The organism is Hufsiella ginkgonis (genome assembly GCF_009834915.1).
Classification (GTDB): Bacteria; Bacteroidota; Bacteroidia; order Sphingobacteriales; family Sphingobacteriaceae; genus Hufsiella; species Hufsiella ginkgonis.
In genome coordinates this window covers 19,119-40,573 of the sequence record NZ_WVHS01000007.1, presented here as the reverse complement: position 1 = coordinate 40,573, position 21,455 = coordinate 19,119, and the positions used below count along the sequence as shown (strand labels likewise).

The 21,455-nt window shown below is 52.2% G+C and carries 20 protein-coding genes and 1 pseudogene; 7 read left to right on the top strand and 14 right to left on the bottom strand.

All coding sequences use genetic code 11. From position 1 onward, the window contains the following. Positions 1–89: 89 nt before the first annotated feature. The gene (locus GS398_RS21610; RefSeq protein WP_160908923.1) at positions 90–1,046 is read right to left on the bottom strand and encodes an FKBP-type peptidyl-prolyl cis-trans isomerase; all 957 of its coding nucleotides are present in this window, start codon (positions 1,044–1,046) and stop codon (positions 90–92) included. 19 nt (positions 1,047–1,065) lie between these two features. Continuing rightward, complete coding sequence (locus GS398_RS21605; RefSeq protein ID WP_160908922.1) at positions 1,066–2,076, bottom strand: DHH family phosphoesterase; 1,011 nt, start codon at positions 2,074–2,076, stop codon at positions 1,066–1,068. A 164-nt stretch (positions 2,077–2,240) separates the two neighbouring features. Between GS398_RS21605 and GS398_RS21600 the strand changes: the two genes are divergently transcribed. The 3 genes and pseudogenes from GS398_RS21600 to GS398_RS21590 all read left to right on the top strand — a co-directional run bounded on the left by GS398_RS21600 (position 2,241) and on the right by GS398_RS21590 (position 4,023). Further along, positions 2,241–2,660 (top strand): nucleoside-diphosphate kinase, encoded by a 420-nt coding sequence (locus GS398_RS21600; RefSeq protein ID WP_160908921.1) that lies wholly within the window; start codon positions 2,241–2,243, stop codon positions 2,658–2,660. Between the two features lie 83 nt (positions 2,661–2,743). After that, positions 2,744–3,070: a nucleotide pyrophosphohydrolase gene (locus tag GS398_RS21595; RefSeq protein WP_160908920.1), complete on the top strand. Its 327-nt coding sequence runs from the start codon at positions 2,744–2,746 to the stop codon at positions 3,068–3,070. Positions 3,071–3,100: 30 nt separating this feature from the next. Further along, a pseudogene (locus GS398_RS21590) lies at positions 3,101–4,023 on the top strand (DUF4349 domain-containing protein). Here the strand turns inward: GS398_RS21590 and GS398_RS21580 are convergent. From GS398_RS21580 to GS398_RS21545, 8 genes are all read right to left on the bottom strand, one after another. After that, positions 4,004–4,729 carry a 2-phosphosulfolactate phosphatase gene (locus GS398_RS21580; RefSeq protein WP_160908918.1) on the bottom strand — a complete coding sequence of 242 codons (726 nt, stop codon included), beginning with the start codon at positions 4,727–4,729 and terminating at the stop codon, positions 4,004–4,006. The pseudogene GS398_RS21590 and the gene GS398_RS21580 overlap by 20 nt on opposite strands. 123 nt (positions 4,730–4,852) lie before the next feature. After that, on the bottom strand, positions 4,853–5,926 hold the full coding sequence (gene gcvT / locus GS398_RS21575) for a glycine cleavage system aminomethyltransferase GcvT (RefSeq protein ID WP_160908917.1): 1,074 nt from the start codon (positions 5,924–5,926) through the stop codon (positions 4,853–4,855). A gap of 125 nt (positions 5,927–6,051) precedes the next feature. Beyond that, positions 6,052–7,263, bottom strand: a complete 1,212-nt coding sequence (locus tag GS398_RS21570; RefSeq protein ID WP_160908916.1) for a glycosyltransferase family 4 protein — start codon at positions 7,261–7,263, stop codon at positions 6,052–6,054. Positions 7,264–7,475: 212 nt separating this feature from the next. Next, positions 7,476–8,099, bottom strand: a complete 624-nt coding sequence (gene rnhB / locus GS398_RS21565) for a ribonuclease HII (protein WP_160908915.1) — start codon at positions 8,097–8,099, stop codon at positions 7,476–7,478. Positions 8,100–8,266: 167 nt separating this feature from the next. Continuing rightward, entirely contained in the window at positions 8,267–9,514 is a 1,248-nt protein-coding gene (locus GS398_RS21560; protein ID WP_160908914.1) for a PP2C family protein-serine/threonine phosphatase, read from the bottom strand. Between the two features lie 135 nt (positions 9,515–9,649). Then, positions 9,650–10,804, bottom strand: a complete 1,155-nt coding sequence (locus GS398_RS21555; protein ID WP_160908913.1) for an ABC transporter permease — start codon at positions 10,802–10,804, stop codon at positions 9,650–9,652. 30 nt (positions 10,805–10,834) lie between these two features. Beyond that, entirely contained in the window at positions 10,835–11,980 is a 1,146-nt protein-coding gene (locus GS398_RS21550; RefSeq protein ID WP_237488277.1) for a glycosyltransferase family 2 protein, read from the bottom strand. Continuing rightward, on the bottom strand, positions 11,980–12,942 hold the full coding sequence (locus GS398_RS21545; protein ID WP_160908912.1) for a lysylphosphatidylglycerol synthase domain-containing protein: 963 nt from the start codon (positions 12,940–12,942) through the stop codon (positions 11,980–11,982). Before GS398_RS21545 ends, GS398_RS21550 begins: the two co-directional genes overlap by 1 nt. Positions 12,943–13,108: 166 nt before the next feature. On the opposite strand from GS398_RS21545, the gene ruvC reads away from it, so the two are divergent. Next, on the top strand, positions 13,109–13,681 hold the full coding sequence (ruvC, locus tag GS398_RS21540) for a crossover junction endodeoxyribonuclease RuvC (RefSeq protein ID WP_160908911.1): 573 nt from the start codon (positions 13,109–13,111) through the stop codon (positions 13,679–13,681). A gap of 7 nt (positions 13,682–13,688) precedes the next feature. Here ruvC and GS398_RS21535 read toward each other — a convergent pair whose 3' ends face one another. The 4 genes from GS398_RS21535 to rsmA all read right to left on the bottom strand — a co-directional run bounded on the left by GS398_RS21535 (position 13,689) and on the right by rsmA (position 16,658). After that, positions 13,689–14,081 carry an HIT family protein gene (locus GS398_RS21535; protein ID WP_160908910.1) on the bottom strand — a complete coding sequence of 131 codons (393 nt, stop codon included), beginning with the start codon at positions 14,079–14,081 and terminating at the stop codon, positions 13,689–13,691. A gap of 52 nt (positions 14,082–14,133) precedes the next feature. After that, positions 14,134–14,607: a transcription elongation factor GreA gene (greA, locus tag GS398_RS21530; RefSeq protein ID WP_160908909.1), complete on the bottom strand. Its 474-nt coding sequence runs from the start codon at positions 14,605–14,607 to the stop codon at positions 14,134–14,136. 197 nt (positions 14,608–14,804) lie between these two features. Continuing rightward, positions 14,805–15,737, bottom strand: a complete 933-nt coding sequence (locus tag GS398_RS21525) for an NAD(P)-dependent oxidoreductase (RefSeq protein WP_160908908.1) — start codon at positions 15,735–15,737, stop codon at positions 14,805–14,807. A 114-nt stretch (positions 15,738–15,851) separates the two neighbouring features. Continuing rightward, positions 15,852–16,658, bottom strand: a complete 807-nt coding sequence (rsmA, locus tag GS398_RS21520; RefSeq protein WP_160908907.1) for a 16S rRNA (adenine(1518)-N(6)/adenine(1519)-N(6))-dimethyltransferase RsmA — start codon at positions 16,656–16,658, stop codon at positions 15,852–15,854. A 204-nt stretch (positions 16,659–16,862) separates the two neighbouring features. Here rsmA and pdxA point away from each other — a divergent pair, with 204 nt between their 5' ends. The 3 genes from pdxA to GS398_RS21505 all read left to right on the top strand — a co-directional run bounded on the left by pdxA (position 16,863) and on the right by GS398_RS21505 (position 21,450). Then, positions 16,863–17,918, top strand: a complete 1,056-nt coding sequence (pdxA, locus tag GS398_RS21515) for a 4-hydroxythreonine-4-phosphate dehydrogenase PdxA (RefSeq protein WP_160908906.1) — start codon at positions 16,863–16,865, stop codon at positions 17,916–17,918. 78 nt (positions 17,919–17,996) lie between these two features. Continuing rightward, entirely contained in the window at positions 17,997–20,444 is a 2,448-nt protein-coding gene (locus GS398_RS21510) for an alpha/beta hydrolase family protein (RefSeq protein WP_160908905.1), read from the top strand. A gap of 217 nt (positions 20,445–20,661) precedes the next feature. Beyond that, the gene (locus GS398_RS21505; protein WP_160908904.1) at positions 20,662–21,450 is read left to right on the top strand and encodes a mechanosensitive ion channel family protein; all 789 of its coding nucleotides are present in this window, start codon (positions 20,662–20,664) and stop codon (positions 21,448–21,450) included. Positions 21,451–21,455 lie beyond the last annotated feature (5 nt).

The following is a 21,455-nucleotide window of genomic DNA, read 5'->3' as shown; positions in this document are numbered from 1 at the left end:
TTTCGGTGACCAGTAATCAGTTCTTATCCCATGATTAAACGGTACGGGGTAGAAAAACTGATTACTGGTCACGGAAAACTGATCACTGCTTATTTCGGCGCTACCGGCGGCGGCAGCTGTGCCGGTATGCCAGAGCCCTTGGTAATATTAACGATCTCGAGATCGAACACCAGCGGAGTGAACGGCGGGATGCCCTGGTTACCCATTTCGCCATAAGCCAGTTTAGAAGGCATAAGAACCGTTACCTTAGTGCCTTTAGGGAACGACGAGAGCGCCTCTTCAAAGCCGGCGATCGATCCGCCTAATCCTACGGGAACCTTGATCGGCTCGTAAGTGCGCATGGCATTGTAAATAGATTTATTTTCTGGTTTTTTGGCGACATCGGCAACGCTGGTATCAAATACTTTGCCGCTAAGGAATGAACCGGTGTAGTTAGCGGTAACCGTATCGCCTTTGGCTGCCAGCGCACCTGCGCCTTTTTGGGTAACTACATACTTGAGGCCTGACGGGCTGGTTTCCAGTTTCAGGCCTTTGTCGGCAACATATGCCGCTACCTTTTTGTCTTCGCCTGATTTTGCTTTTTCTTTCTCCTTGCCGATATAGTCCTGTATCTTGGCGTTAAACACCGAATCGTTCAGGGTGCCTTTAGGGATCACCTTTTCTACCACGAAAGTGTAGATCATGTACTTGTTTTTCGGGTTCGAAGGTTTCGGCATGCCTCTTTTTACCAGCGAATCCAACGGAACTTTAAACGTCGCCGAATCCCCTTCGCTCAACAGCTCAAGGGCGGTGAAAATATCGCCTTTAAAAGATGGTTTTCCCATCGGCATAAAAGTAGGCTGATCAAAATCGTATGAGTTGTAAATGATCGAATCTTCTTCAGTTTTCTGGATGGCTTTGATGGCCATAAAATCGCCCTCTTTCAAGGTCGCACCATCTTTGTCGCGGTGGATCTTGTAAAGAAGACCGCCTTCACCTTTCTTATATTGCTGACAACTGGCAAGTCCTAATGCCGCAATTCCAAGAATAATTAGTTTTGTTTTCATTGTTTTTATTGTTCGTTTACTAGACTATTAAGAGATTTTTGTATTCCGGTAATATAGATTTAAATTTTGAAACTGTAGCATCCAGTGAATCAGCGGAACTGCCGCCTGCCGCGTTCCGGTGGCCGCCGCCTTCGAAGTATTTTTTGCAGATCTCGTTAGCCGGAAAATCACCCGTAGAACGGAGGGAGAGCTTCACCCGGTCGGGCCGCTCGATGATCAGCGCGGCCAGGCGGATGCCATTGATGGTAAGTGCGTAATTCACCACGCCTTCAGTGTCGCCGGTGGTAATGTGGTATTGCTCGAGCTCTTCTTTGGTGATGCTGATCAGCGAGGTATTGTACTCATACAACACTTCGAGCTTATTGAGCAGGCAATTCCCAAGAAAACGAAGCCGGTCTTCGGAGAAATTATCATACACCAACTGGTGGATCTTTGCGTTTTCGGCGCCGCAGGAGATCAGCTCCGCAATGATGCGGTGCACTTCCGGTGTGGTGGTCGGGAAACGGAAGGATCCGGAATCGGTCATGATGCCCGTGTAAAGGCAAGTGGCTACGTCTTTATTGATCAGTGCTTTATCATCCATCGTGTTCACGATGAAATCATAAACCAACTGGGCGGTAGCGCAGGCATTGATGTTCCAGTGGCGGTAATCATCAAAATTCTCGGGCTCCAGGTGATGGTCGATCATTACCTTCTTCGCATCCGAAGCCCTTACCAGGCCACCAAGATCGTTAATGCGCGATAAAGCGTTAAAGTCGAGGCAAAAGACCAGGTCAGCTTCTGCAACCAGTTTTGCGGATTCTTCCCGTTTTTCGGTGAACACGATCACTTCCGGGTTATTGGGAAGCCACTGCAGGAACACCGGGTAGTCGGTTGGCGCAATCACCTTCACCGAATGGCCCTTTTGTACCAGGTAGTTGTACAATCCCAGGGAAGAACCCATTGCGTCGCCATCCGGTTTATGGTGAGTGGTGATCACAATGTGATGAGGCTTATATAATTTCTCCTTCAGGAGCGCTATTGGTAACATTCGTTGGTAAAAAGGAAGGCAAAGGTAGTGAAAACGTTTGACGTTGTATGTTTGAGGTTATACGTTTTTGATCCGGTCGTTTACAGGCTGTTGTCTGAACGGGATGGGAACGTCCGAAGGTTAACGTACAACGTATAACGTTTTTTCCTACCTTTGCCGCCATTATGGCAACAAACAGAACTTTTACAATGATCAAGCCGGATGCGGTAAGCAATGGCTTTACGGGAGCGATCCTGGATGATATCATCAAAGGCGGCTTTAAGATCGTGGCGTTAAAATATATCGCGCTGACCGCAGCAACTGCCGGCGAATTTTACGCGGTACACAAGTCCCGTCCGTTTTACGGCGACCTGGTGAAATTCATGTCTTCGGGGCCCATCGTAGCCGCGATCCTGGAGAAAGACAACGCCGTTGAGGATTTCCGGAAACTGATCGGTGCTACCGACCCTGCAAAAGCGGATGCGGGTACCATCCGTAACAAATACGCTAAGTCTATCGAAGCGAACGCGGTGCACGGATCCGATTCAGACGAGAATGCAGAAATTGAAGGCAACTTCTACTTTTCTGCGTTCGAGCGATTTTAGCAAACCTTCAGCGGTCAGCTATCAGCTTATACTCCGTATGGCGGTATAAAAAGCTGGGAGCTGACCGCTCATAAAAGGCTACCATGACTATCCAACAGGCCCAGGAACTCGTCGACTCCTGGATCAAGACCACCGGCGTCCGTTATTTTAACGAGCTTACCAATACCGCCATTCTCATGGAGGAGGTTGGCGAAGTGGCGCGGATCATGTCGCGCCGGTACGGCGAACAATCTTTTAAAGAGTCAGACAAACAGGTGGACCTTGGCGACGAGATGGCCGATGTGCTTTTTGTGCTGATCTGTCTCGCCAACCAAACAGGCATCGACCTCACCGGCGCGCTGGAGAAAAATCTCGAAAAGAAGAATATCCGCGACAAGGACCGGCATAAAAATAACCAGAAGCTTTTTTAGTTATGGAATAATTCCGGGCGACTCATCTTCATGATAAATCCACACATCATGAAAGCCATTCTCTTATTCGTATGTTGTTGTGTTATCGCATCGTGTAAACGGGAGGCGGGCAATTCTGAAAGCGGTGCTGAAGCAAAGGCAGAGATCATGCTATCAAAAGCGCCTGATAACCAGGTGAATGCCACGCGCTTGCCTCCGCCCGTTCCGGCACCCGACGAGGAAATCGCCAGCGACTTCGCCGCTGTTGAGGCTACCCGGCAGCCCGGGCTGGTTGCCGATACCGCCCGCAAGATCATAAAAACCGGCGAAATCAGTTTTGAAACGGCGGACGTAAAGGCTACGCGGGCCAGGCTGATAGAAACCACCAAAAAACTGAAAGGCTACCTGGCGGAAGAGTCGGAGTCGGGGTACGAAAACGGCCGGAAAAACTACACCATGAACCTGAAGGTGCCTGCCGGGGACTTCGAGACCTTGCTGGAAGCGATATCGTCTGCCGCGCGGCAGATCGACAGCAAGAACATTCATATCACCGATGTTACCGCCGAGTTTATCGATACCCGTACCCGCCTGGCGAATAAAAAACAGCTGGAGCGGCGCTACCTGGAGCTGCTGGATAAGGCGGCTAAGATCCCGGACATGATCACTATAGAAAACAAGCTCTCGGAGATCAGGGGCGAGATCGAATCTGTGGAGGGTCAGCTGCTGTACATGAAAAGCAGGTTGCCTACAGTACGTTATCGGTCACGTTCTACTCCAGGTCTATTGCCGTGGAAACCGGTAAAGGATTCGGGTACCAGGTGATGGGGGCGCTGCGGCAGGGTTGGGATTTTATGCTCGATCTTGTTTTTGCATTAATTTCCATATGGCCATTGATCATAGCCTTACTCGCCGGGTTTTTCCTTTTGAGGCGATGGAGACGCAGCCGGAAACCGGTTAAGCCGGCGGCATCTTAACCAGCCTGCCGTCCGCCAGTATGGGGATCGCCGTGGTAAGGTCCGTTTGCAGGCAAAAGGCAATGTCCTTTTCGATGCCTAATGCTTTGAGCCGTTCGCTGTGTGAGGTTTTTTTGAGGTACCCGTCGAGGTCGTTTTGTGCAAGGCGAAACAGGTCCGCGGCGGCGATAGCGCCGTCATCGCGGAGGAAAGCGTCTCCCAGCCGGTGGGCAACCGCTCCCGCGAAGAGCGTGTCTTCCAGGTTGAAGTTGTTCTTCCACCCGGCGCAAACCAGCAGCACATGTTCCTGCCGTTCCGCCAGCCAGCTGCAGAGCGAGCTGAGGTTCAGAAAAGAACCGATCACGATCTTTTTCGCTTTAAGCGACAACTGAAGTGCGTGCGTACCGTTGGTAGTAGTTAATACCACCGTTTTCCCGGCGATCTTTTCGGGCGTGTACGAGAACGGGGAATTCCCGAAATCGAACCCGCTTACTACTTCGCCATTCCGCTCTGCGGCCAGTAAAAAGCCGGCGCCTTTTTCGCGGTATGCGGCGCATTCCTCTACTTCCGCCACCGGGATGATGGCCTCCGCGCCATTTTCAATCCCGTAACAAATGGAAGAGGTGGCGCGGAAAATATCGATAATAACGGCAATGCTATGTTCGATCTCAAAAAGAGGGAGAAGGGCGGGGGTGAGGCAGACCTCTATTTTCTTGGCAGGGATCATAAATGGAGATTAGTAGTAATCAGCGGTCAGGAATCAGCCGTCAGCAATCAGCTGTCAGCAATCAGCCGTCAGCTTCTTTTATGAGGCCGTGAGGGAGAGGCTGACAGCTGACAGCTGCACACCTCAGAACGGCATTTTCACTACCCTCGCCCTCACCTTCTGGTCACGGATCAGTACATAGATCTCCGATCCTTCTTTCGCATATGCGATGGATACGTAACCCATGCCGATGGCTTTTTTGAGTGAAGGCGATTGGGTGCCCGAGGTTACTTTGCCGATCACGGTACCTTGCTCATCTACCAGCGGGTAATCATGTCGGGGAATACCGCGTTCGAGCATTTCGAACCCGACCAGCTTGCGGGTGACGCCCTGTTGTTTTTGTTCCCGCAGGAGATCTGAGCCTATAAATTGCTTGGTGAGTTTGGTGATCCACCCCAGGCCGGCTTCCAGCGGCGAAGTGGTATCGTCTATGTCGTTCCCGTACAGGCAGAAACCCATTTCCAGCCGCAGCGTGTCGCGCGCGGCAAGGCCGATGGGTTTGATGCCGTAAGGTTCGCCGGCGGCAAAAACGGCGTCCCAGACCGCGCGGGCATGTGCGTTATCTGCGTATATCTCGAAACCGCCCGCCCCGGTATAACCGGTGGCGGATACCACCACGTTGTTGATACCGGCGAAAGTGCCTTTCTTAAAGGAATAGTATTCCATCGATTTCAGGTCGATGTCGGTAAGCGACTGCAGCGCAGCTGCAGCGTGAGGGCCTTGTACCGCCAGGAGCGATGTACGGTCTGAAATATCCTTCATCTCCACGTCCCATTCGTTAAACTGCGCGATCCAGTCCCAGTCTTTTTGGATATTGGAGGCATTTACCACCAGCATATACGTCTTCTCATCGATGCGGTATACCAGCAGGTCATCGACGATGCCGTTCTTCCCGTTCGGGAGGCAGGAGTATTGGATCTTTCCGTCGACCAGGCGCGATGCATCGTTAGAGGTCACTTTCTGGATGAGGTCGAGCGCGTGTTCGCCTTTCAGGATAAACTCGCCCATGTGGCTCACGTCGAAAACACCTACGGCGTTGCGTACGGTATCGTGCTCGGCGTTTACCCCGGCATATTGTACGGGCATGTTATAGCCTGCAAAGGGGACCATCTTGGCTCCAAGGCTGATGTGAAGATCGGTAAGAGCGGTAGTTTTCATGGAACGGTAATCAGCTGACAGCTATCAGCTATTAGCTTGTTAAAAATATAAACCTGGTTGTTGACAGTAAAAGCCGGAAGCTGATGGCTTACAGCCGAGGGCAAAAGTAAGAAAAAAGCCGCAAGTTAAACCGCCGCCGGCGCGGTAATCGTTTCGTAAAATGCGAGGAGGCGCTGGCTGTTGCTTTTAAGGTTGTATTCTTTCTCTACCAGCTTGCGGGCGTTCTCGCCGATCTCTTCGCAGATCCGGCGGTCGGTAATGGATTGGAGGATGTACTTATAGAATTCGGCCGGCGTATCGGCGATGAGGATGTTCTTTCCATGTTCGTAGTTGATCCCTTCCGCGCCAAGCGAAGTGGAGATCACACATTTTTTCATGGCCATCCCTTCGATGATCTTTACGCGCATGCCGCTCCCGGTGCGCAGCGGAACGATCATCACCGGCTTGGAGTTGATGAACTCCCGGGCATCGTCCAGGTCGTCGTGGATAACGAAATGATCGTTTTCGTAATAATACAGGTCTTCGGGAATGTCGCGCCCCGCGATGTGGAACTTGAGGCCGGCGTTTAGCGCTTCCAGGTCCTTCCACACCGAGCGGATGAACCAGTCGAGACCTTCCATGGCAGGGAACGAATTCATGGTGCCGATGTGGAAGATGCTGCGGTATTCCGTTTTTGATTGATCGGGCTGGTATTGCGAGGTGTCTATCGCCACCGGGAAATTCTCCATGCTCACGCGGCAGCCGATAGACTCGAGGTGCGCCTGGTCGAAACGGTTGATGGTAAGCACGGCATCGGTACGGTTGATATTTTCGAGCTCGAACCGGAGGAGGCGACGGGCTACCATCCGCGAGTAGATGCGGCGCAAAGGCGACCGCTGCGAGGAGGCGTTGGTGCCGCTTACCAGGTACTCGATATTATGAGCACGGTACACGATTTTTGCGTTGCTGTGCTGCCTGATCGTATTAAGGTACGGCATTACAAAAAGCCCTTCCAGCTGGATCACGTCGAACGTATCATGCTTCAGCAGGTTCTTCAGCTTGGCAACCGGCACGGATTTATAGAACCGCGAAACATGGAACGACCGCCGCGCCAGCAGGCCCAGCACCAGCTCCCACGTAGAGAGCGTATTGATGATGGCCGCCGTCTGAAACCTGATCTTTTTAAGCAGCGGATCGTCCAGCGAGCCCGTTTCTACGAAATTGTCGGCCGGGTTAAGGCTAAATAAGGTTACTTCCGCACCTTCGCTCACCAGGCCGCTGATGGTATTGTGCACCACGATGGGATACCCGCTGTTGGGTGGGAACGGAACCCGGTTCGTGATAAAAAGGACGCGCATGGTTAGTTGTCAGTTATCAGTTATCAGCTGTCAGTGCCAGTTTTGGCGAAAGTGGGCATGGGATAGGAACTGGTTTCTGATCACCGAAAGCCGATCACCCAAAAATACGCCTATCAACCCGTTTCTTCAAATATAATATGAAGCTCGACGAGTTTATATGATCAGTGATCAGCGGTCAGTTCTGACGAAAGTCAGCGTGGAATGGGAGCCGGTTACTGGTCACTGAAAACTGCCGACTCAAATATAATATCAAGTTGCGGGTCGGTTACGCGGAAAGTGCGGCGATGATAAGGCGTAAAGCCGTGTTTTAGCACCGCTTCCCGGTGATGGATGGTGGGGTACCCTTTGTTGGTATGCCAGTGGTATTCAGGATGCTCGGGGGCTATCGCCCTCATAAAATCGTCGCGGTAGGTTTTAGCCAGTACCGATGCCGCGGCGATCGAAAAGAACCTGCCGTCGCCCTTGATCATGCAGGCATGCGGAACCTCCTGGTATTTTTTAAAACGATTGCCGTCTACAAGGATAAACCCCGGACGTACCTGTAACTGGTCGAGCGCTTTGTGCATGGCCAGGAACGATGCGTTTAGGATGTTGATGCGGTCGATCTCTTCGTGGTCTACAAAGGCTACCGCGAAGCCGATGGCCTGGTCCTCGATTATGTCGCGCAGCACATAGCGGTCTGCTTCGTCCATTTGTTTCGAATCGTTCAGCAGCGCATGATCGAAATTCGTTGGCAGGATCACCGCAGCGGCTACCACTGGGCCGGCCAGGCAACCGCGGCCAGCTTCGTCACAGCCGGCTTCAATAAAATCGAGTTGGTGGTAGGGGAGAAGCATTTTAAATAAGTTTGACGTTAAACGTTCCAAGTTTACGTCTTACAGGTTGCTGATAGTAGTAATGACCGGATTTATAATAAGTACAAAGTTAAGGCGCGACGCCGTACCAGTTCAAATTTTTAATACAATTCATCATAGTTATTTAATCGAACGTAAAACGTTCAACTTCATAAGATTCGTATCGTCAGCACCGTGATATCATCGGAGTTCATTTTCGCTTTGTAGGTCGACTGGATATCGGCCAGGATGCTGCGGTTGAGGTCGCCGACCGGGAGGTCGCGGTACTTCATCACCAGCGCGGCGATCTGCACGTCAGAGAGGAAGATATTCTCGTCGGCACTTTCAATAAGACCGTCGGTATAGTTAAAGATCAGGCTGCCGGGCGTTAAGGTGATCGTTCCCGAGTTGACAAAGGGCAGCTCATCGAAGGCCCCGATAATGGTAGTACCCTGGTTGAGGGTGGTTGCGGCGCCGTCCATGATCAGCACGGGCGGGTTATGACCGGCGTTCACATAGTTCATTACCCGTGTTTGCTGGTTGTATTTGCCAAGAAAGAGGGTAATAAAACGTTCGCCATTGGTGTTCACCACCACGATGCTGTTTAGTTTCTCGATGATCTTTTTAAGATCGCTCTCTACAGACGACCATGCGCGCAGGCTCGCCTGCAGGTTAGCCATCAGCAGGGCCGCCGAAACCCCTTTGCCGGTCACATCCGCAATGCACCAGAGGAATTCGTCGCCGTTGATGCGGATGAAATCAAAGTAATCGCCGCCGATATTCTGGTTCGGCAGGTAAAGCGATGCCGCCTGTACCTGTTGGTCTTTGGGCAGCTTCAGCGGCACCAGCATGCTTTGTACTTCGCTGGCCAGTTCCATGTCGCGCTGCATGCGTTCCCGCTGTACACGTTCCCGGAACAGCTTCTTATTGTCCAGCGCAACCACGATCACGTTGATAAGCGTTTGCATGAAGTTGAGGTCGTTATTCACCAGGTCGGGCTTGGTATCGAAGTCGCCGATCAGCACAAATGCCTTCAGGTCGCTCTTATGCAGCACGGGCACGAAATAGTCGTACTGGCAAAGATCCGGGCTGGGATGGCTGCCAAGATGCTCGATATTTTTCAGCTCCTGCAATGCCTGGCACACCTGCTGCAGCACCTTTACCGTTTCATATTCGCCGCCGTACCGCGCAGCGCAGTAAAAATGAGAAGAGTCGCGGATCAGCAGCCTCATTTTACCTACCCGGAGGTGCACCTTCAGGATCACTTCCAGCATCTCGAAAAGTACCGTATTCGAGTTATTCCTGTTAATGGCCTGGGTGATCTCGAGCAACGAGTTAAGCTCAGCTTGTCTTTTTAACAACAGCTGGATCAGCTCGCTCTCATTGGCATCTCCGGAAGTGGCTGCGGGTAGATTCAAATCGGATTGGGATGATGGAACAGGTAAAGCTAGTGAAATCCGTGGAGTTATCAGTTGTCCGTGATCAGTTGCCAGTCGACAGTTTCCGCGAAGCGCCGGGCACTGGATAAGTACAGGTCCCGGGCAACTGCTGCCCTACACACTTCTCCCCGTCTCCCTCACATCAAACGCATCCCTGAGCCCGATGGCTACCAGGTTGAAGGCGTATACCATCAGCATAATGGCGAGGCCCGGGAGGATGGCAAGATAAGCGCCATCCATAATGATGTAGCCGTAGTGCTCTTTGATCATGGCGCCCCAGGTTGGCATGGGGGGCTGGGCGCCGTAGCCGAGAAAGCTGAGCCCGGCTTCGAGCAGGATGGCCGATGCAAAGTTAGAAGAGGCGATCACGAGTACGCTGCCCCAGGTATTGGGCAGGATGTGTTTCAGGATGATGCGGGAATCCTTGAATCCCATGGCCCGGGCAGCTTCTACGTAACCCGCGTTTTTTAGTACCATCACCTGGCCCCGCACAAGTCGCGCTACATCCACCCACATGGTAAGGCCAACGGCGATAAAGATCTGCCAGAACCCCTTACCAAGGGCGAAAGAGATAGCGATCACGAGCAGCAGGGCGGGCAGTGACCATACCACGTTCATAAACCAGCTTATCAGGGTGTCGGTCTTGCCGCCGTAATAGCCCGCGAGGGCGCCAAAGAAAATGCCGATCGCCAGGGAAATAAGTACGGCCATAATGCCTACCGACAGCGAAACCCGGATGCCCAGCACCAGCCGGCTGAGCAGGTCGCGGCCGTATACGTCGGTACCCAGCAGGTAACGGCGCTGTTCGAGGTGCTCTTTTTCGATATAGGTTTTCAGCGCCCCGCCCGAGAGCTTGCTCACGGCCGGGTATTGCTTCATGCCGGCCACTTCGGCGATGGCGTAACCGGATTCTTCGGCCTGCTCTTCGTCGCCGATATATTCACGCACCATCACCGAATCGTCGGTTACGCGGTACGAGGTGATGGGAATACGCCTGAAAAACGTAGGCTGCCCGTATAGCATCAGGCGGAAAAATCCTGCGGTATCTACCTGTTCGTTTTTCCGTACTTTGAGGAGGGTGTACACGGAGCCCGGCTTTTTTATGCTGAGCTGCAGCAGCATGTCATTGGCCATCGGCGTTTTATCCGGAACGACCAAGTACCCCAGTAGGCCGCAGAGCAGCATAAAAAGAATAAATATCATCCCCGAAACAGCAAGCGGGTTGCGTTTAAATTTTCTCCAGGTGCGCCGGGACGGGGTATCGTGCATCGGCGATAAATGTATAAAATTTGCCCGGGTTTACCTTACCAGCCTACCTTTCCATACATATTTTCCGGAGTTCCCGAGCAGACCGATGAGCACCATGTACAGCACGTGAAGCACCGTTAGCAAGGGCAGGTACAGGATGAGCCAGGCACGCCCGATAAAACGCGTAACGGGTACCAGGAAGATGAGCTCCAGTATAAACTTGGCGCAGAGCATTGCCCCCATGAAAATCCAGCCACCGGGAATAAAGAAGCCGGCAAGCGCGCCGAGCAATATCCCCAGGTTGAATGCCCAGATACAGATCCCAAGAGTTACTATCTTCTTGTTCTTATACTTTACTGTTTTAGAAGCCCATCGTTTCCGCTGGCGGATAAATTCCGTTAAATCAGGCTTGGCATGGGTGTATACTATAGCCTGTTCCGACTTGCAGAAACCTACCCTGCCGGGATAACGGGAGGTCACCTTGTGCAGGAAGAGCTCATCATCGCCCGAGGCGAGGTCGTCGATACCCTTAAATCCTTCCAGCTCGTAGAAAACGCTTTTGCGGTACGCCAGGTTGGCGCCGTTGCAGGTGGAGGGGATGTTGTTGCCGATCATGGCTGCGCCGAGTCCGATCAGGAAGGAAAATTCGAGCGTTTGCAATTTCTCGAAATGGTCCTGCTCCTGGAAATAAACCACGGGAGAGGAGACCAGTAACACATCGGTTCTTTCGTAAAAAGAGACCAGGGTGCTAAGCCATGCGGGCGACATCCGGCAGTCGGCATCGGTGGTGACGATCAGGTCGCCGGTAGAAAGGTCGATGGCATCCGCAATGGCCTTTTTCTTATAGGAGTTTAGTGCGCGATCTTCCCGCAGGCTCAGCAGCCTTACGCCCTCGGCCGCATAAGAGCTGATGATCTCTGAAGTCCGGTCAGTAGAATGGTCGTCGGCGACGATCAGCTCATACAGTTCCCGGGGGTAATCCTGCGCCAGGATGTCGTTGATGGTTTTGCTGATATTTTCTTCTTCGTTGCGCGCGGCGATCAGGATGCTCACCTTCGTCCGCGCCCCGGCGCTTGCTTGCTGCAGGTCGCCGTTGGTCGTGAAGTTGGGGTTCCGGTGCCATCCCCTGATCAGGAAGACCATGATCAGCGCATAGGGCGCAGTAATAACGACATAAAGGATCAGCGCAGGAACCATCAAAAAAATCGGAGTTTAAGAACGAAAATAGTCCCTAAAATAGCGGGAATGATCAGGTTTACCAACCAGATGGCAGAAGCCGCAGCCATAATGGCCACCTGCTGGTCGGTAATATAGCTAAAAAAATAAGTGGCGGTGAGGCTGCGTACACCTACATCCAGCAGGTCGAGCGAGGGCAGGGCCGACTGCACAAAAAACAGGATGAACACCATCATTACCATTTCAAATGCCGGCAGCGCCGGGATGAGCAGGTGGATGACCAGGTAATACTGGAAGGTGAACACCGCAAACCGGCCGGCACTGAGCAGGAATACCCTCAGCAGCTCGTGCATGGGGTAACTGGCAAGCACCTTGAAGAACTTGCGGAAAGGCTTAAGGAACCGGATGGCATTCAGCAGGCTCGCCACCAGCCGGATGTTGAAATAGAAAAGGAGGAAGAACGCACAGAACACGAAAGTAAGGAATGCAACGGCATAATGCAGCAGCACGTTGTCCAGCTCTACGAAACGGGTGATGAACCAAAGCAATGCCAGGCCTCCCAGCAGGTTGGTGATCACCATCTGGCCTGCCGAACCCACCCCCATGGCAAAGATCCCGAAGATCCGTTTGCGCGGCGAAAGGAAGAACACCCGGCCACCATATTCACCGATCCTGTTGGGGGTAAACACGGCCCATGTTAAGCCGCAGAATACGGACTCGATCGCTTTCCAGGTACTGATCGCTTCAATACGGCTCACCAGGAACTTCCATTTAAATGATTCTAGCGTCCAGTTAACCAGCATCAGCGATATTACCGCGCCAAGTGTCGCTTTTACGTGCCATTCGGCCAGGTTGTCGATGATCCGCTTAAAGTCTGCCAGGTATTTGTCCGTTTGGAGCTTGTGTACGATAAAGGCGAACGCCAGTATCACTACAGCCGCTTTAACCACTATGCTGAAGGTTTTTTTGTATCGTTGTTTCAAACAGGAAGCGATTTTGTGCAATGTTAAGGATTACCGGGATGAATAATGAATATTGGATAATGAATAATCATGCCGAAGATCTGACAGGTAATTGCCTTATGTGCACATAACAGAATTTAGCCGGTACGGTTTGGTCGCGCATCTCCATTATTCCTTATACTTGCACATGTTAGTAACGGAAAAGTCCAAAGAACGTGTCATCCTGGGTATCGATCCCGGGACGGCTATCATGGGATACGGGCTGGTAAAGGAAGTAAAACAATCGCTCTCCCTCCTTAGCATGGGGGTGGTAAAGCTTGATCACCTTGACGATCACGGGCTTAAGCTGAAGCACATCTTCGAACGGACCGTTACGCTCATAGACCAATATCACCCGGATTGCCTGGCCATCGAAGCGCCTTTCTACGGCAAAAATATACAGGTCATGTTAAAGCTGGGCCGGGCGCAGGGAGTGGCCATTGCTGCGGCGTTATCCCGGAGCATGCCCTTTTTTGAATACTCACCGCGAAAGATCAAACAGTCTATCACCGGGAACGGGAATTCCGGGAAGGAGCAGGTGGCCGTTATGCTTCAGAACCTGCTTAAATTTACCGAAACGCACGAGTTCCTCGACGCCACAGACGGACTTGCGGTGGCCGTTTGCCATGCTTTCCAGCGAAACATTGCGGCCGGCACAAGTAAAAAAAGTTATTCGGGATGGGAATCGTTCGTAAAAGATAACTCGAAGCGGATCGTATAAACGCCGGCTAACTCAATGCCGACCTGATCTTTTCGGCGATGGCCTCCAGCTCTTCGCCGCTTACCTTAAGCTTCGGCCTGCTGAAATTCATGTCGTCCATCGTATCGATCGGGATGAGATGAATGTGCGCATGAGGCACTTCCAGGCCGATCACGGTTACGCCGATGCGTTCGCAGGGAATCGCATCCCTAAGACCGGCAGCTACCACGCGGGCGAAGATCATCAATCCCACATACGTTTCATCGTCAAGATCGAACAGCTGGTCTACCTCCTTTTTCGGGATCACCAGCAAGTGTCCTTTCGTAAGCGGGTGGATATCCAGGAAAGCCAGGAATTCTGTCGTCTCGGCAACTATGTGTGCAGGGATCTCGCGGTCAACGATTTTGGAGAATAGGGACATATTCGGTAGTACTAAGCTTAAAAGTATTTTAGTTTGGACGTCTAACCGGGAATTACCTCGATATTTCCAGTATTTCGAATTCCATTTTCCCGGCGGGGACCTCGATCTGCGCCTTATCGCCCACTGATTTGCCCAGCAGTCCTTTAGCGATAGGTGATTTCACGGAGATCTTACCCGACTTCAGGTCGGCTTCTGTTTCCGAAACCAACTGGTACGTCATGGTGGCACCGTTCTTTACATTTTTGATCATCACTTTCGATAGGGCCAATACCTTCGAATTATCCATCTTTGATTCGTCGATCAGGCGGGCGCTTGCGAGCGTACCTTCGAGTTTCGCGATTTTTGTTTCGTGGAGCCCCTGGGCTTCTTTAGCTGCATCATATTCTGCGTTCTCAGACAAGTCGCCTTTATCTCTCGCTTCCGCTATCGCTTTGGCAATATTCGCCCTGCCTTCTGTCTTCAGGTGATGAAGTTCTTCCTTTAATTTGTCAATTCCTTCTTTGGTGTAGTAGGTTACATCTGCCATTTCGCACGTATTTCGGTTTACTATATAAAACAAACAAGACTATACCAGCCGGGCAGTATAGTCTTGTTTGTGTGTAACACGAAGGTAGTATTTTAGGTTTCAGATTTCAAAATTAAAAAGTAATCAATGATCAGTTACCGGTGATCAGGTCTTCTCTCTGGTTAGCCATTGCGTATAAAACGCTAACTGACAGCTGATTACTGGTCGCCGACCAATCCTGACAACTTCTCCCCCAACACCTCGCTGATCTTCCTGTACGATTCCACCGTCCATCCCGCTACGTGCGGAGTGAGGATCACGTTGTCGCTTCCCGCCAGCTCTTTAAACCAGGGTGTTTGGCCGAGTTCCGGGAATTTTTCCGTTTCGAGAACATCGAGGCCCGCGCCCAGGATCTTTCCTTCGCGCAGGTACCTGAGTACGGCCGCTGTGTTAACGATCTCCCCGCGGGACGTGTTAAGGAGGAAGAAGGGTTTCCGGAAATGGAACAGGTATTCTTCGTTTACGAGTTGGCGCGTTTCGGGGGTAAGGGGGAGGTGGAGGCTGAGCACGTCGGCAAGTTTTACCACTTCCTCCATACTGGCCTCTGTTACGTGCTCATCGCCAAAACCCGTTTTATATTTATCGTAAGCCAGTACACGCACGCCAAACCCGCGTAATTTTGCGGCAAAGCTTCGCCCGGTATTGCCATACCCGATAATGGCGACGGTCCTGCCGCCCAGTTCCAGGCCGCGGTTGCCTTCCCGGTCCCAGCGGAGACTGCGCACCTCTTTATCGGCCTTCAGTAAATTGTTCATTAACGCCAGCAGCAGCGAAATGGCATGTTCGCCAACGGCATCGCGGTTCCCTTCGGAGGCATGGATACAGGCGATGCCTTTTTCTTCGGCATACGTCACATCGATATTGTCCATACCCGCGCCTGCCCGTGCAATAAATTCCAGCCTGGCGCCTGCGTCCATGATCTCGCGGTCTATGAGAAACTTGGTGCGGATAACAAGTCCTTCGTACCGGTGGATTACCGCTAGCGTTTGCTCGCGCGTATACGCGGGAAAATCGTCTACGATAAAACCGAGCTCCTCTGCGCGCTGCTTAAAGGCGGGGTGAAGGGGGTCGGCGATGAGGATCTTTTTCATGGGAAGTGGTCGGTTGTCAGTTGTCAGTGATCAGTTGTCAGTAATCAGTTGTCAGTAATCAGTGATCAGTTGTCAGTAATCAGTGATTAGTTGGTTTCGTATCGGGTGATGATCTTAAGGCCGGTTGCTGTCACTGGTCACTGATAACTGGTACCTCTTCACCAAATTCGTCAATCTCACAAAGTCCTCCACGCTCAACCGCTCCGCGCGAAGGTCTAACAGGGGATCGTCGCCCATTTGTTCCTTGCTTATTACAGCCGACAAGGCGTTTCGCAGTGTTTTTCTCCGCTGGTTAAACCCCGCTTTTACCACCTGCCAGAATAGTTTTTCGTCGCAGTCCAGCATGTTCGTTTCGTTTCGGGTAAGCCGGATCACCGCAGAGAGCACCTTTGGGGGCGGGTTAAAAACGCCTGCTTTTACGGTGAACAGGTATTCGACCTTGTAATAGGCCTGGAGGAAAACGCTCAGGATGCCGTATTCTTTGCTGCCCGGTTTCTCGGCGCATCGCTCGGCCACTTCTTTCTGGAACATACCCACCACTTCCGCTACCTGGTCGCGGTGGCCGAGGATCTTAAACAGGATCTGCGAGGAAATATTGTAGGGAAAGTTACCGATCACGGCCAGTTTCCCGGGAAATAGCTTTTCGAAATTTAGGGCCAGGAAATCTCCGTTGATCAGCCGGTCTTCCAGGTGCGGGTATTTGTTTTTTAGAAAAAGGTATGATTCGGTATCCACATCCACCAGGTAGGTTTCGTACGCCGTTTCCTTCAGCAGGAAATCAGACAGGATACCCATGCCCGGGCCAACCTCGAGCACGGTGTTGTACTGGCCGGTATGGTGAAGGCTCTTTACGATCTTTTCGGCAATGTTCTTGTCGGTAAGAAAGTGCTGACCTAGGTGTTTTTTGGCTTTGACAGACATCGTGTTGTTTGGTACAAAACTAATAATATTCGGCGGGTTGAACGTTCGCCGTTTAACGTCCGGCGCCCGGGCGCTTAGCTGCGCTCTTTAAAAGAGGGAGAGGAAACGTACATCGTACGACGTCAAACGTCCGGCCTTACCACCATGTTGCAAAAAAAGTCCTTATTTTGCACCCCATAACGTGTTACGTACACCTATAAAAGTATGAGCGACAAAATTAAAATCGGGATCTCCATCGGTGATGTGAACGGGATCGGGCCCGAAATTATCATAAAGACCCTTGCAGAGAACCGCATCCTGGATTTTTTTACCCCGATAGTTTACGGGCATACCAAGATCACGTCTTTTTACCGGAAGACGCTGGGCATCCAGGAGTTTAATTTTAACGTGATTGCCGATGCCAGCCAGGCACACCATAAACGGGCGAACATGATCAATTGCTGGGAGGAAGATGTGAAGATCGAGCCGGGGCAGGCCGGCGAAACAGGCGGCAAGTTCGCGTTCCAGTCGCTGCAGCGCGCCATGGACGATCTCCTGTCGGGAAAGATCGACGCGCTGGTGACCGCCCCGATCGATAAGCACACCATCCAGAACGAAGAGTTCAGGTTTCCCGGGCATACTGAATATATCCAGTCGCGGGTAAATGCCTCCGACTCGCTGATGTTCATGGTAGGCGAAGACCTCCGGGTAGGGGTGGTTACCGGTCATGTACCCGTAAGCGAAGTGGCCTCCGGGATCACCAAGGAAAGCATCCTCTCCAAGCTTGCGCTGATGCAGCAGAGCCTGAAAACAGACTTTTGGATCCAGAAGCCGCGGATCGCCGTGCTTGGGTTAAACCCGCATGCGGGCGATAACGGCGTGATCGGGAAAGAAGAGCTGGAAATTATCAACCCCGCTATCCAGGCGGCCAAAGATGCCGGGATCTTCGCGTTCGGACCTTACCCGGCCGACGGTTTTTTCGCGAATCATACCTACAAGAAATTTGACGCGGTGCTGGCCATGTACCACGATCAGGGACTGATCCCCTTTAAACACATCGCCTTTCATAACGGGGTGAACTTTACCGCCGGTCTTTCGGTGGTGCGTACATCGCCCGACCATGGTACCGGGTACGACATCGCCGGTAAGAACCTGGCGTCTGAAACCTCTTTCAGGGAAGCCATGTTCCTCGCCGTAAAAGTGGTTCAACGGAGACGCGAAACCGCCGACCTGACCTCCAACCCGCTACGGATCGCTAAATTGTCAAAAGACCGCGACTAAGTAACGGTTTAGTTATACTGGATGCATGTATCTTCCGGCGAAAGCCGGTATATTTACGTTTAACAAAATCCAGTTCACATGAAAAAAGCTCTACTTGGTTTGCTGCTGCTTGCCGCGGCAGGTGCAAATGCACAAGATGCGGTAAGCTACCAAACTCCTCCCAAAGAAATTGCCGACCTTTTGTTGGCTAAACCTACGCCCGGCGTAAATATCGACAGCAAAGCTGAATGGATGCTGCTCATGGAGCGCAACTCTTATCCTTCGGTAGAAGAGCTGGCGATGCCGGAACTCCGGGTGGCGGGGCTGCGCATCAACCCCAATAACTTCGCCCCCAGCAGGCAGTCATTCATCAATAACTTTACGTTGCGGAATATCCGTACCGGCAAAAGCTTCCCGGTAACGGGCCTGCCGGTCCCGCTCCTCGCGGGAGGCGTAAGCTGGAGCCCCGACGAGTCGAAGATTATGTTTACGCAAACCACCCAGAAGAGCGTGGACCTCTACATGATCGACGTAGCTACGCATAAAGCCGTTAAGTACAATAAAAAACCGCTTAATGTGGTACTGGGCGGTGGTTTCGGCGGCGGCGGCGTTACCTGGCTCGACAATAATACCGTGATCTACCGCGTCACTACGGCTTCTGCGGCCATGGCGCCGGCACGCCCGCTTTCGCCCAAAGGCCCTACCATACAGCAGAACCTGGGCAAAGCCGCGCCGAGCGTAACTTACCAGGACCTGATCAAATCACCGTATGATGAGCAGCTCTTCGGCTTTTATGCCACTTCGCAGCTGGTGCAAAACAAAGGCGGTATCGAAACACCTATAGGCAAACCGGCCATCTACAGTACGGTGTCGCTTTCTCCGGATAAAAAGTATATGATGGTGCGCACGCTCCGCAGGCCGTTTTCTTACCTCGTTACTTCTTCCGGTTTCCCGTCTACGGTTACCATTACGGATCTTACCGGTAAAGTAGTAAAGACGCTGGCGGAGCTCCCATCGGCAGAAGGCACCCCCTCCGGGAACGACAATACCCAGAACATTGCACGTGGTTTCGACTGGCGCGATGACGAACCGGCCACCGTTACCTGGGCATTCCCGCTGGACAGCGGCCTGATCAAAAACAAAATGACCTACCATGATGTGGTATACGCACTGAGCGCTCCCTTTACCGGTGTACAAAAGGAGTTGTTCCGTACGCAATACCGCTTCCGCGGGATCAGCTGGGGAGACGCCACCTTTGCATTGGTTACCGAAGGACTTCGCTCTGCGCAGATCAACCGCACCGACGTGTACAACCCAAGCACCGGGAAGCTGGAAAAACTGTTCGACCGCAGCCAAACCGATGCGTACAGCAACCCGGGCGCCCCGGTTACCACGAAGAACAAGTACGGCCGCAATGTGATCCTCACGCTCGATGGGGGTACCAAGCTGCTGATGAACAACCCGGTGGGCTCTTCTCCAAACGGCGACCTGCCTTTCCTGGCGAAATATGACCTGAAAACCGGGAAGAACGACATCATCTGGCGCAGTGCGGCTGGTACCTTTGAAAGTATTACCGATGTGATAGACCCGGTGAAGCTCACGGTGCTTACGCGCAAAGAATCGCAGACCATGGTGCCGAACTATTTTATTCGCGAGCTATCGGCCCCGGTATCAGAGAAAGCGATTACCGACTTTAAGAACCCCTATCCGCAGCTGGAAGGCATTACAAAACAGAAAATTTCCTACAAACGTGCAGATGGGGTGGACCTTACCGGCGACCTCTACCTGCCCAAAGGTTACAACAAAGACCGCGACGGAAGACTGCCCGTGGTGATCTGGGCCTACCCGCGCGAGTTTAACTCTGCCGCCGACGCCGCCCAGATCCGTGGCTCGCAGGACCGCTTTACCACCATCGCATGGTCGTCGCCGATCTTTTGGGTGACCCAGGGATATGCCATTCTCGACAATGCGGAAATGCCTATCGTTGCCAAAGAAGGCAAGAAACCGAATGATACCTTCGTGGAGCAACTGCAGCTGAATGCCGAAGCGGCCATTAACAAGCTGGTGGACCTGGGCGTAGGCGACCGTAACCGTGTAGCCGTAGGCGGACACAGCTACGGCGCTTTTATGACCGCTAACCTGCTGGCCCATACCAACCTGTTTAAAGCGGGTATTGCCAGGAGCGGCGCCTATAACCGTACCTTAACACCTTTCGGCTTCCAGAACGAAGACCGTACCTATTGGCAGGAACCAAAACTATATTATGAAATGAGCCCTTTCAGCTATGCCGACAAGATCAAAACGCCGATCCTGCTTATCCACGGCGACTCTGACGATAATACCGGCACTTACCCCATTAACAGCGAACGGTTGTTCAGTGCCATTAAAGGTTTTGGCGGTACCGTACGTTTTGTGTTCCTGCCTTACGAGGCACACAGCTATCGCGGTAAAGAAAACCTGCTGCACATGCTCTGGGAGCAAAACCAGTGGCTGGAAAAATATGTAAAGAACGCGGCGCCGGCAAAAGCCCCGTCGGGAACGAACTGAAGGTAAAGCGAGGTTGGTCCATAGGGCCAACCTTTAAAGGGTTTTTTAGGCAACTGGTAATCAACCAGGAACAGGAACGTCTTATTGGCTGGGCCACGGATTGTTGCGCAACGACGAACAACTGCGAAATAGCCTATGGCAACTCTTTGGCAATTCGACTTTTGATAAAGCACCTAACAAAATACTACGTTCGGTTGTTCCCGGTGTAAAAAATACTGTGGCAACCGAAGCGAAAGCCGATAAATTTTACGATAAAGCGTACGACTGGATCCTGACCCATGGCCCCGGGATCCTGCTGGGCATCGCGGTCTTTTTTATAGGGCTGTGGGTGATCCGGCTCATCTCCGGGTGGCTGCATAACCACATGAACAAAAAGGATGTGGACGCTTCCCTTAAGCCGTTTTTGCTCAGCCTGGCGGTAACGGCCATGCGTGTGCTGCTGGTACTGGGCGTGATGCAGATCGTGGGCATCCAGATGACCATCTTTGCCGCCGTGATCGGTGCCTTCGGCGTGGCTGCCGGCCTGGCGCTATCGGGCACCCTGCAGAATTTTGCCAGCGGCGTGCTCATCCTGCTGCTCAAGCCTTTCCGCGTAGGCGATAACATCGTCGCCCAGGGACAGGAGGGAACGGTTACTTCCATCGAGATCTTTTACACGATCGTAACCACGTTCGACAACCGCACCGTGGTGATACCCAACAGCAAATTATCCAACGAAGTGATCATTAACATCAGCCAGGAGGGAAGCCGGCGCCTGGATATCGAGCTAAAGTTTAAATATGATGCCGACCTCGACCAGGTGAAGGGGATCATTAACCGGGTGATCGACGAGTCGGCAGATGTGCTTAAGTCGCCCGAACGCCGAATCGGCATCGTTACCATCAGCAAGGAGGAATATGTGCTGATGGTGAATATCTGGCTGAACTCTCACGGTTTCCAGGACTCGAAGCTGGTGGTGCAGGAGGCGATCATGCGCGTGCTTAAACAGGAAGAACTGTTAAAATAACGGTA

What these genes read in the sequence shown, in the direction of transcription:
- rsmA (WP_160908907.1), bottom strand. Translation starts at nt 16,658, where the DNA reads ATGTCTGTCAAAGCCAAAAAACACCTAGGTCAGCACTTTCTTACCGAC.
- ruvC (WP_160908911.1), top strand. Translation starts at nt 13,109, where the DNA reads ATGTTAGTAACGGAAAAGTCCAAAGAACGTGTCATCCTGGGTATCGAT.
- GS398_RS21555 (WP_160908913.1), bottom strand. Translation starts at nt 10,804, where the DNA reads ATGCACGATACCCCGTCCCGGCGCACCTGGAGAAAATTTAAACGCAAC.
- gcvT (WP_160908917.1), bottom strand. Translation starts at nt 5,926, where the DNA reads ATGAAAACTACCGCTCTTACCGATCTTCACATCAGCCTTGGAGCCAAG.
- GS398_RS21610 (WP_160908923.1), bottom strand. Translation starts at nt 1,046, where the DNA reads ATGAAAACAAAACTAATTATTCTTGGAATTGCGGCATTAGGACTTGCC.
- GS398_RS21580 (WP_160908918.1), bottom strand. Translation starts at nt 4,729, where the DNA reads ATGATCCCTGCCAAGAAAATAGAGGTCTGCCTCACCCCCGCCCTTCTC.
- GS398_RS21595 (WP_160908920.1), top strand. Translation starts at nt 2,744, where the DNA reads ATGACTATCCAACAGGCCCAGGAACTCGTCGACTCCTGGATCAAGACC.
- GS398_RS21550 (WP_237488277.1), bottom strand. Translation starts at nt 11,980, where the DNA reads ATGGTTCCTGCGCTGATCCTTTATGTCGTTATTACTGCGCCCTATGCG.
- pdxA (WP_160908906.1), top strand. Translation starts at nt 16,863, where the DNA reads ATGAGCGACAAAATTAAAATCGGGATCTCCATCGGTGATGTGAACGGG.
- GS398_RS21535 (WP_160908910.1), bottom strand. Translation starts at nt 14,081, where the DNA reads ATGTCCCTATTCTCCAAAATCGTTGACCGCGAGATCCCTGCACACATA.
- GS398_RS21605 (WP_160908922.1), bottom strand. Translation starts at nt 2,076, where the DNA reads ATGTTACCAATAGCGCTCCTGAAGGAGAAATTATATAAGCCTCATCAC.
- GS398_RS21525 (WP_160908908.1), bottom strand. Translation starts at nt 15,737, where the DNA reads ATGAAAAAGATCCTCATCGCCGACCCCCTTCACCCCGCCTTTAAGCAG.
- GS398_RS21510 (WP_160908905.1), top strand. Translation starts at nt 17,997, where the DNA reads ATGAAAAAAGCTCTACTTGGTTTGCTGCTGCTTGCCGCGGCAGGTGCA.
- greA (WP_160908909.1), bottom strand. Translation starts at nt 14,607, where the DNA reads ATGGCAGATGTAACCTACTACACCAAAGAAGGAATTGACAAATTAAAG.
- GS398_RS21570 (WP_160908916.1), bottom strand. Translation starts at nt 7,263, where the DNA reads ATGCGCGTCCTTTTTATCACGAACCGGGTTCCGTTCCCACCCAACAGC.
- GS398_RS21600 (WP_160908921.1), top strand. Translation starts at nt 2,241, where the DNA reads ATGGCAACAAACAGAACTTTTACAATGATCAAGCCGGATGCGGTAAGC.
- rnhB (WP_160908915.1), bottom strand. Translation starts at nt 8,099, where the DNA reads ATGCTTCTCCCCTACCACCAACTCGATTTTATTGAAGCCGGCTGTGAC.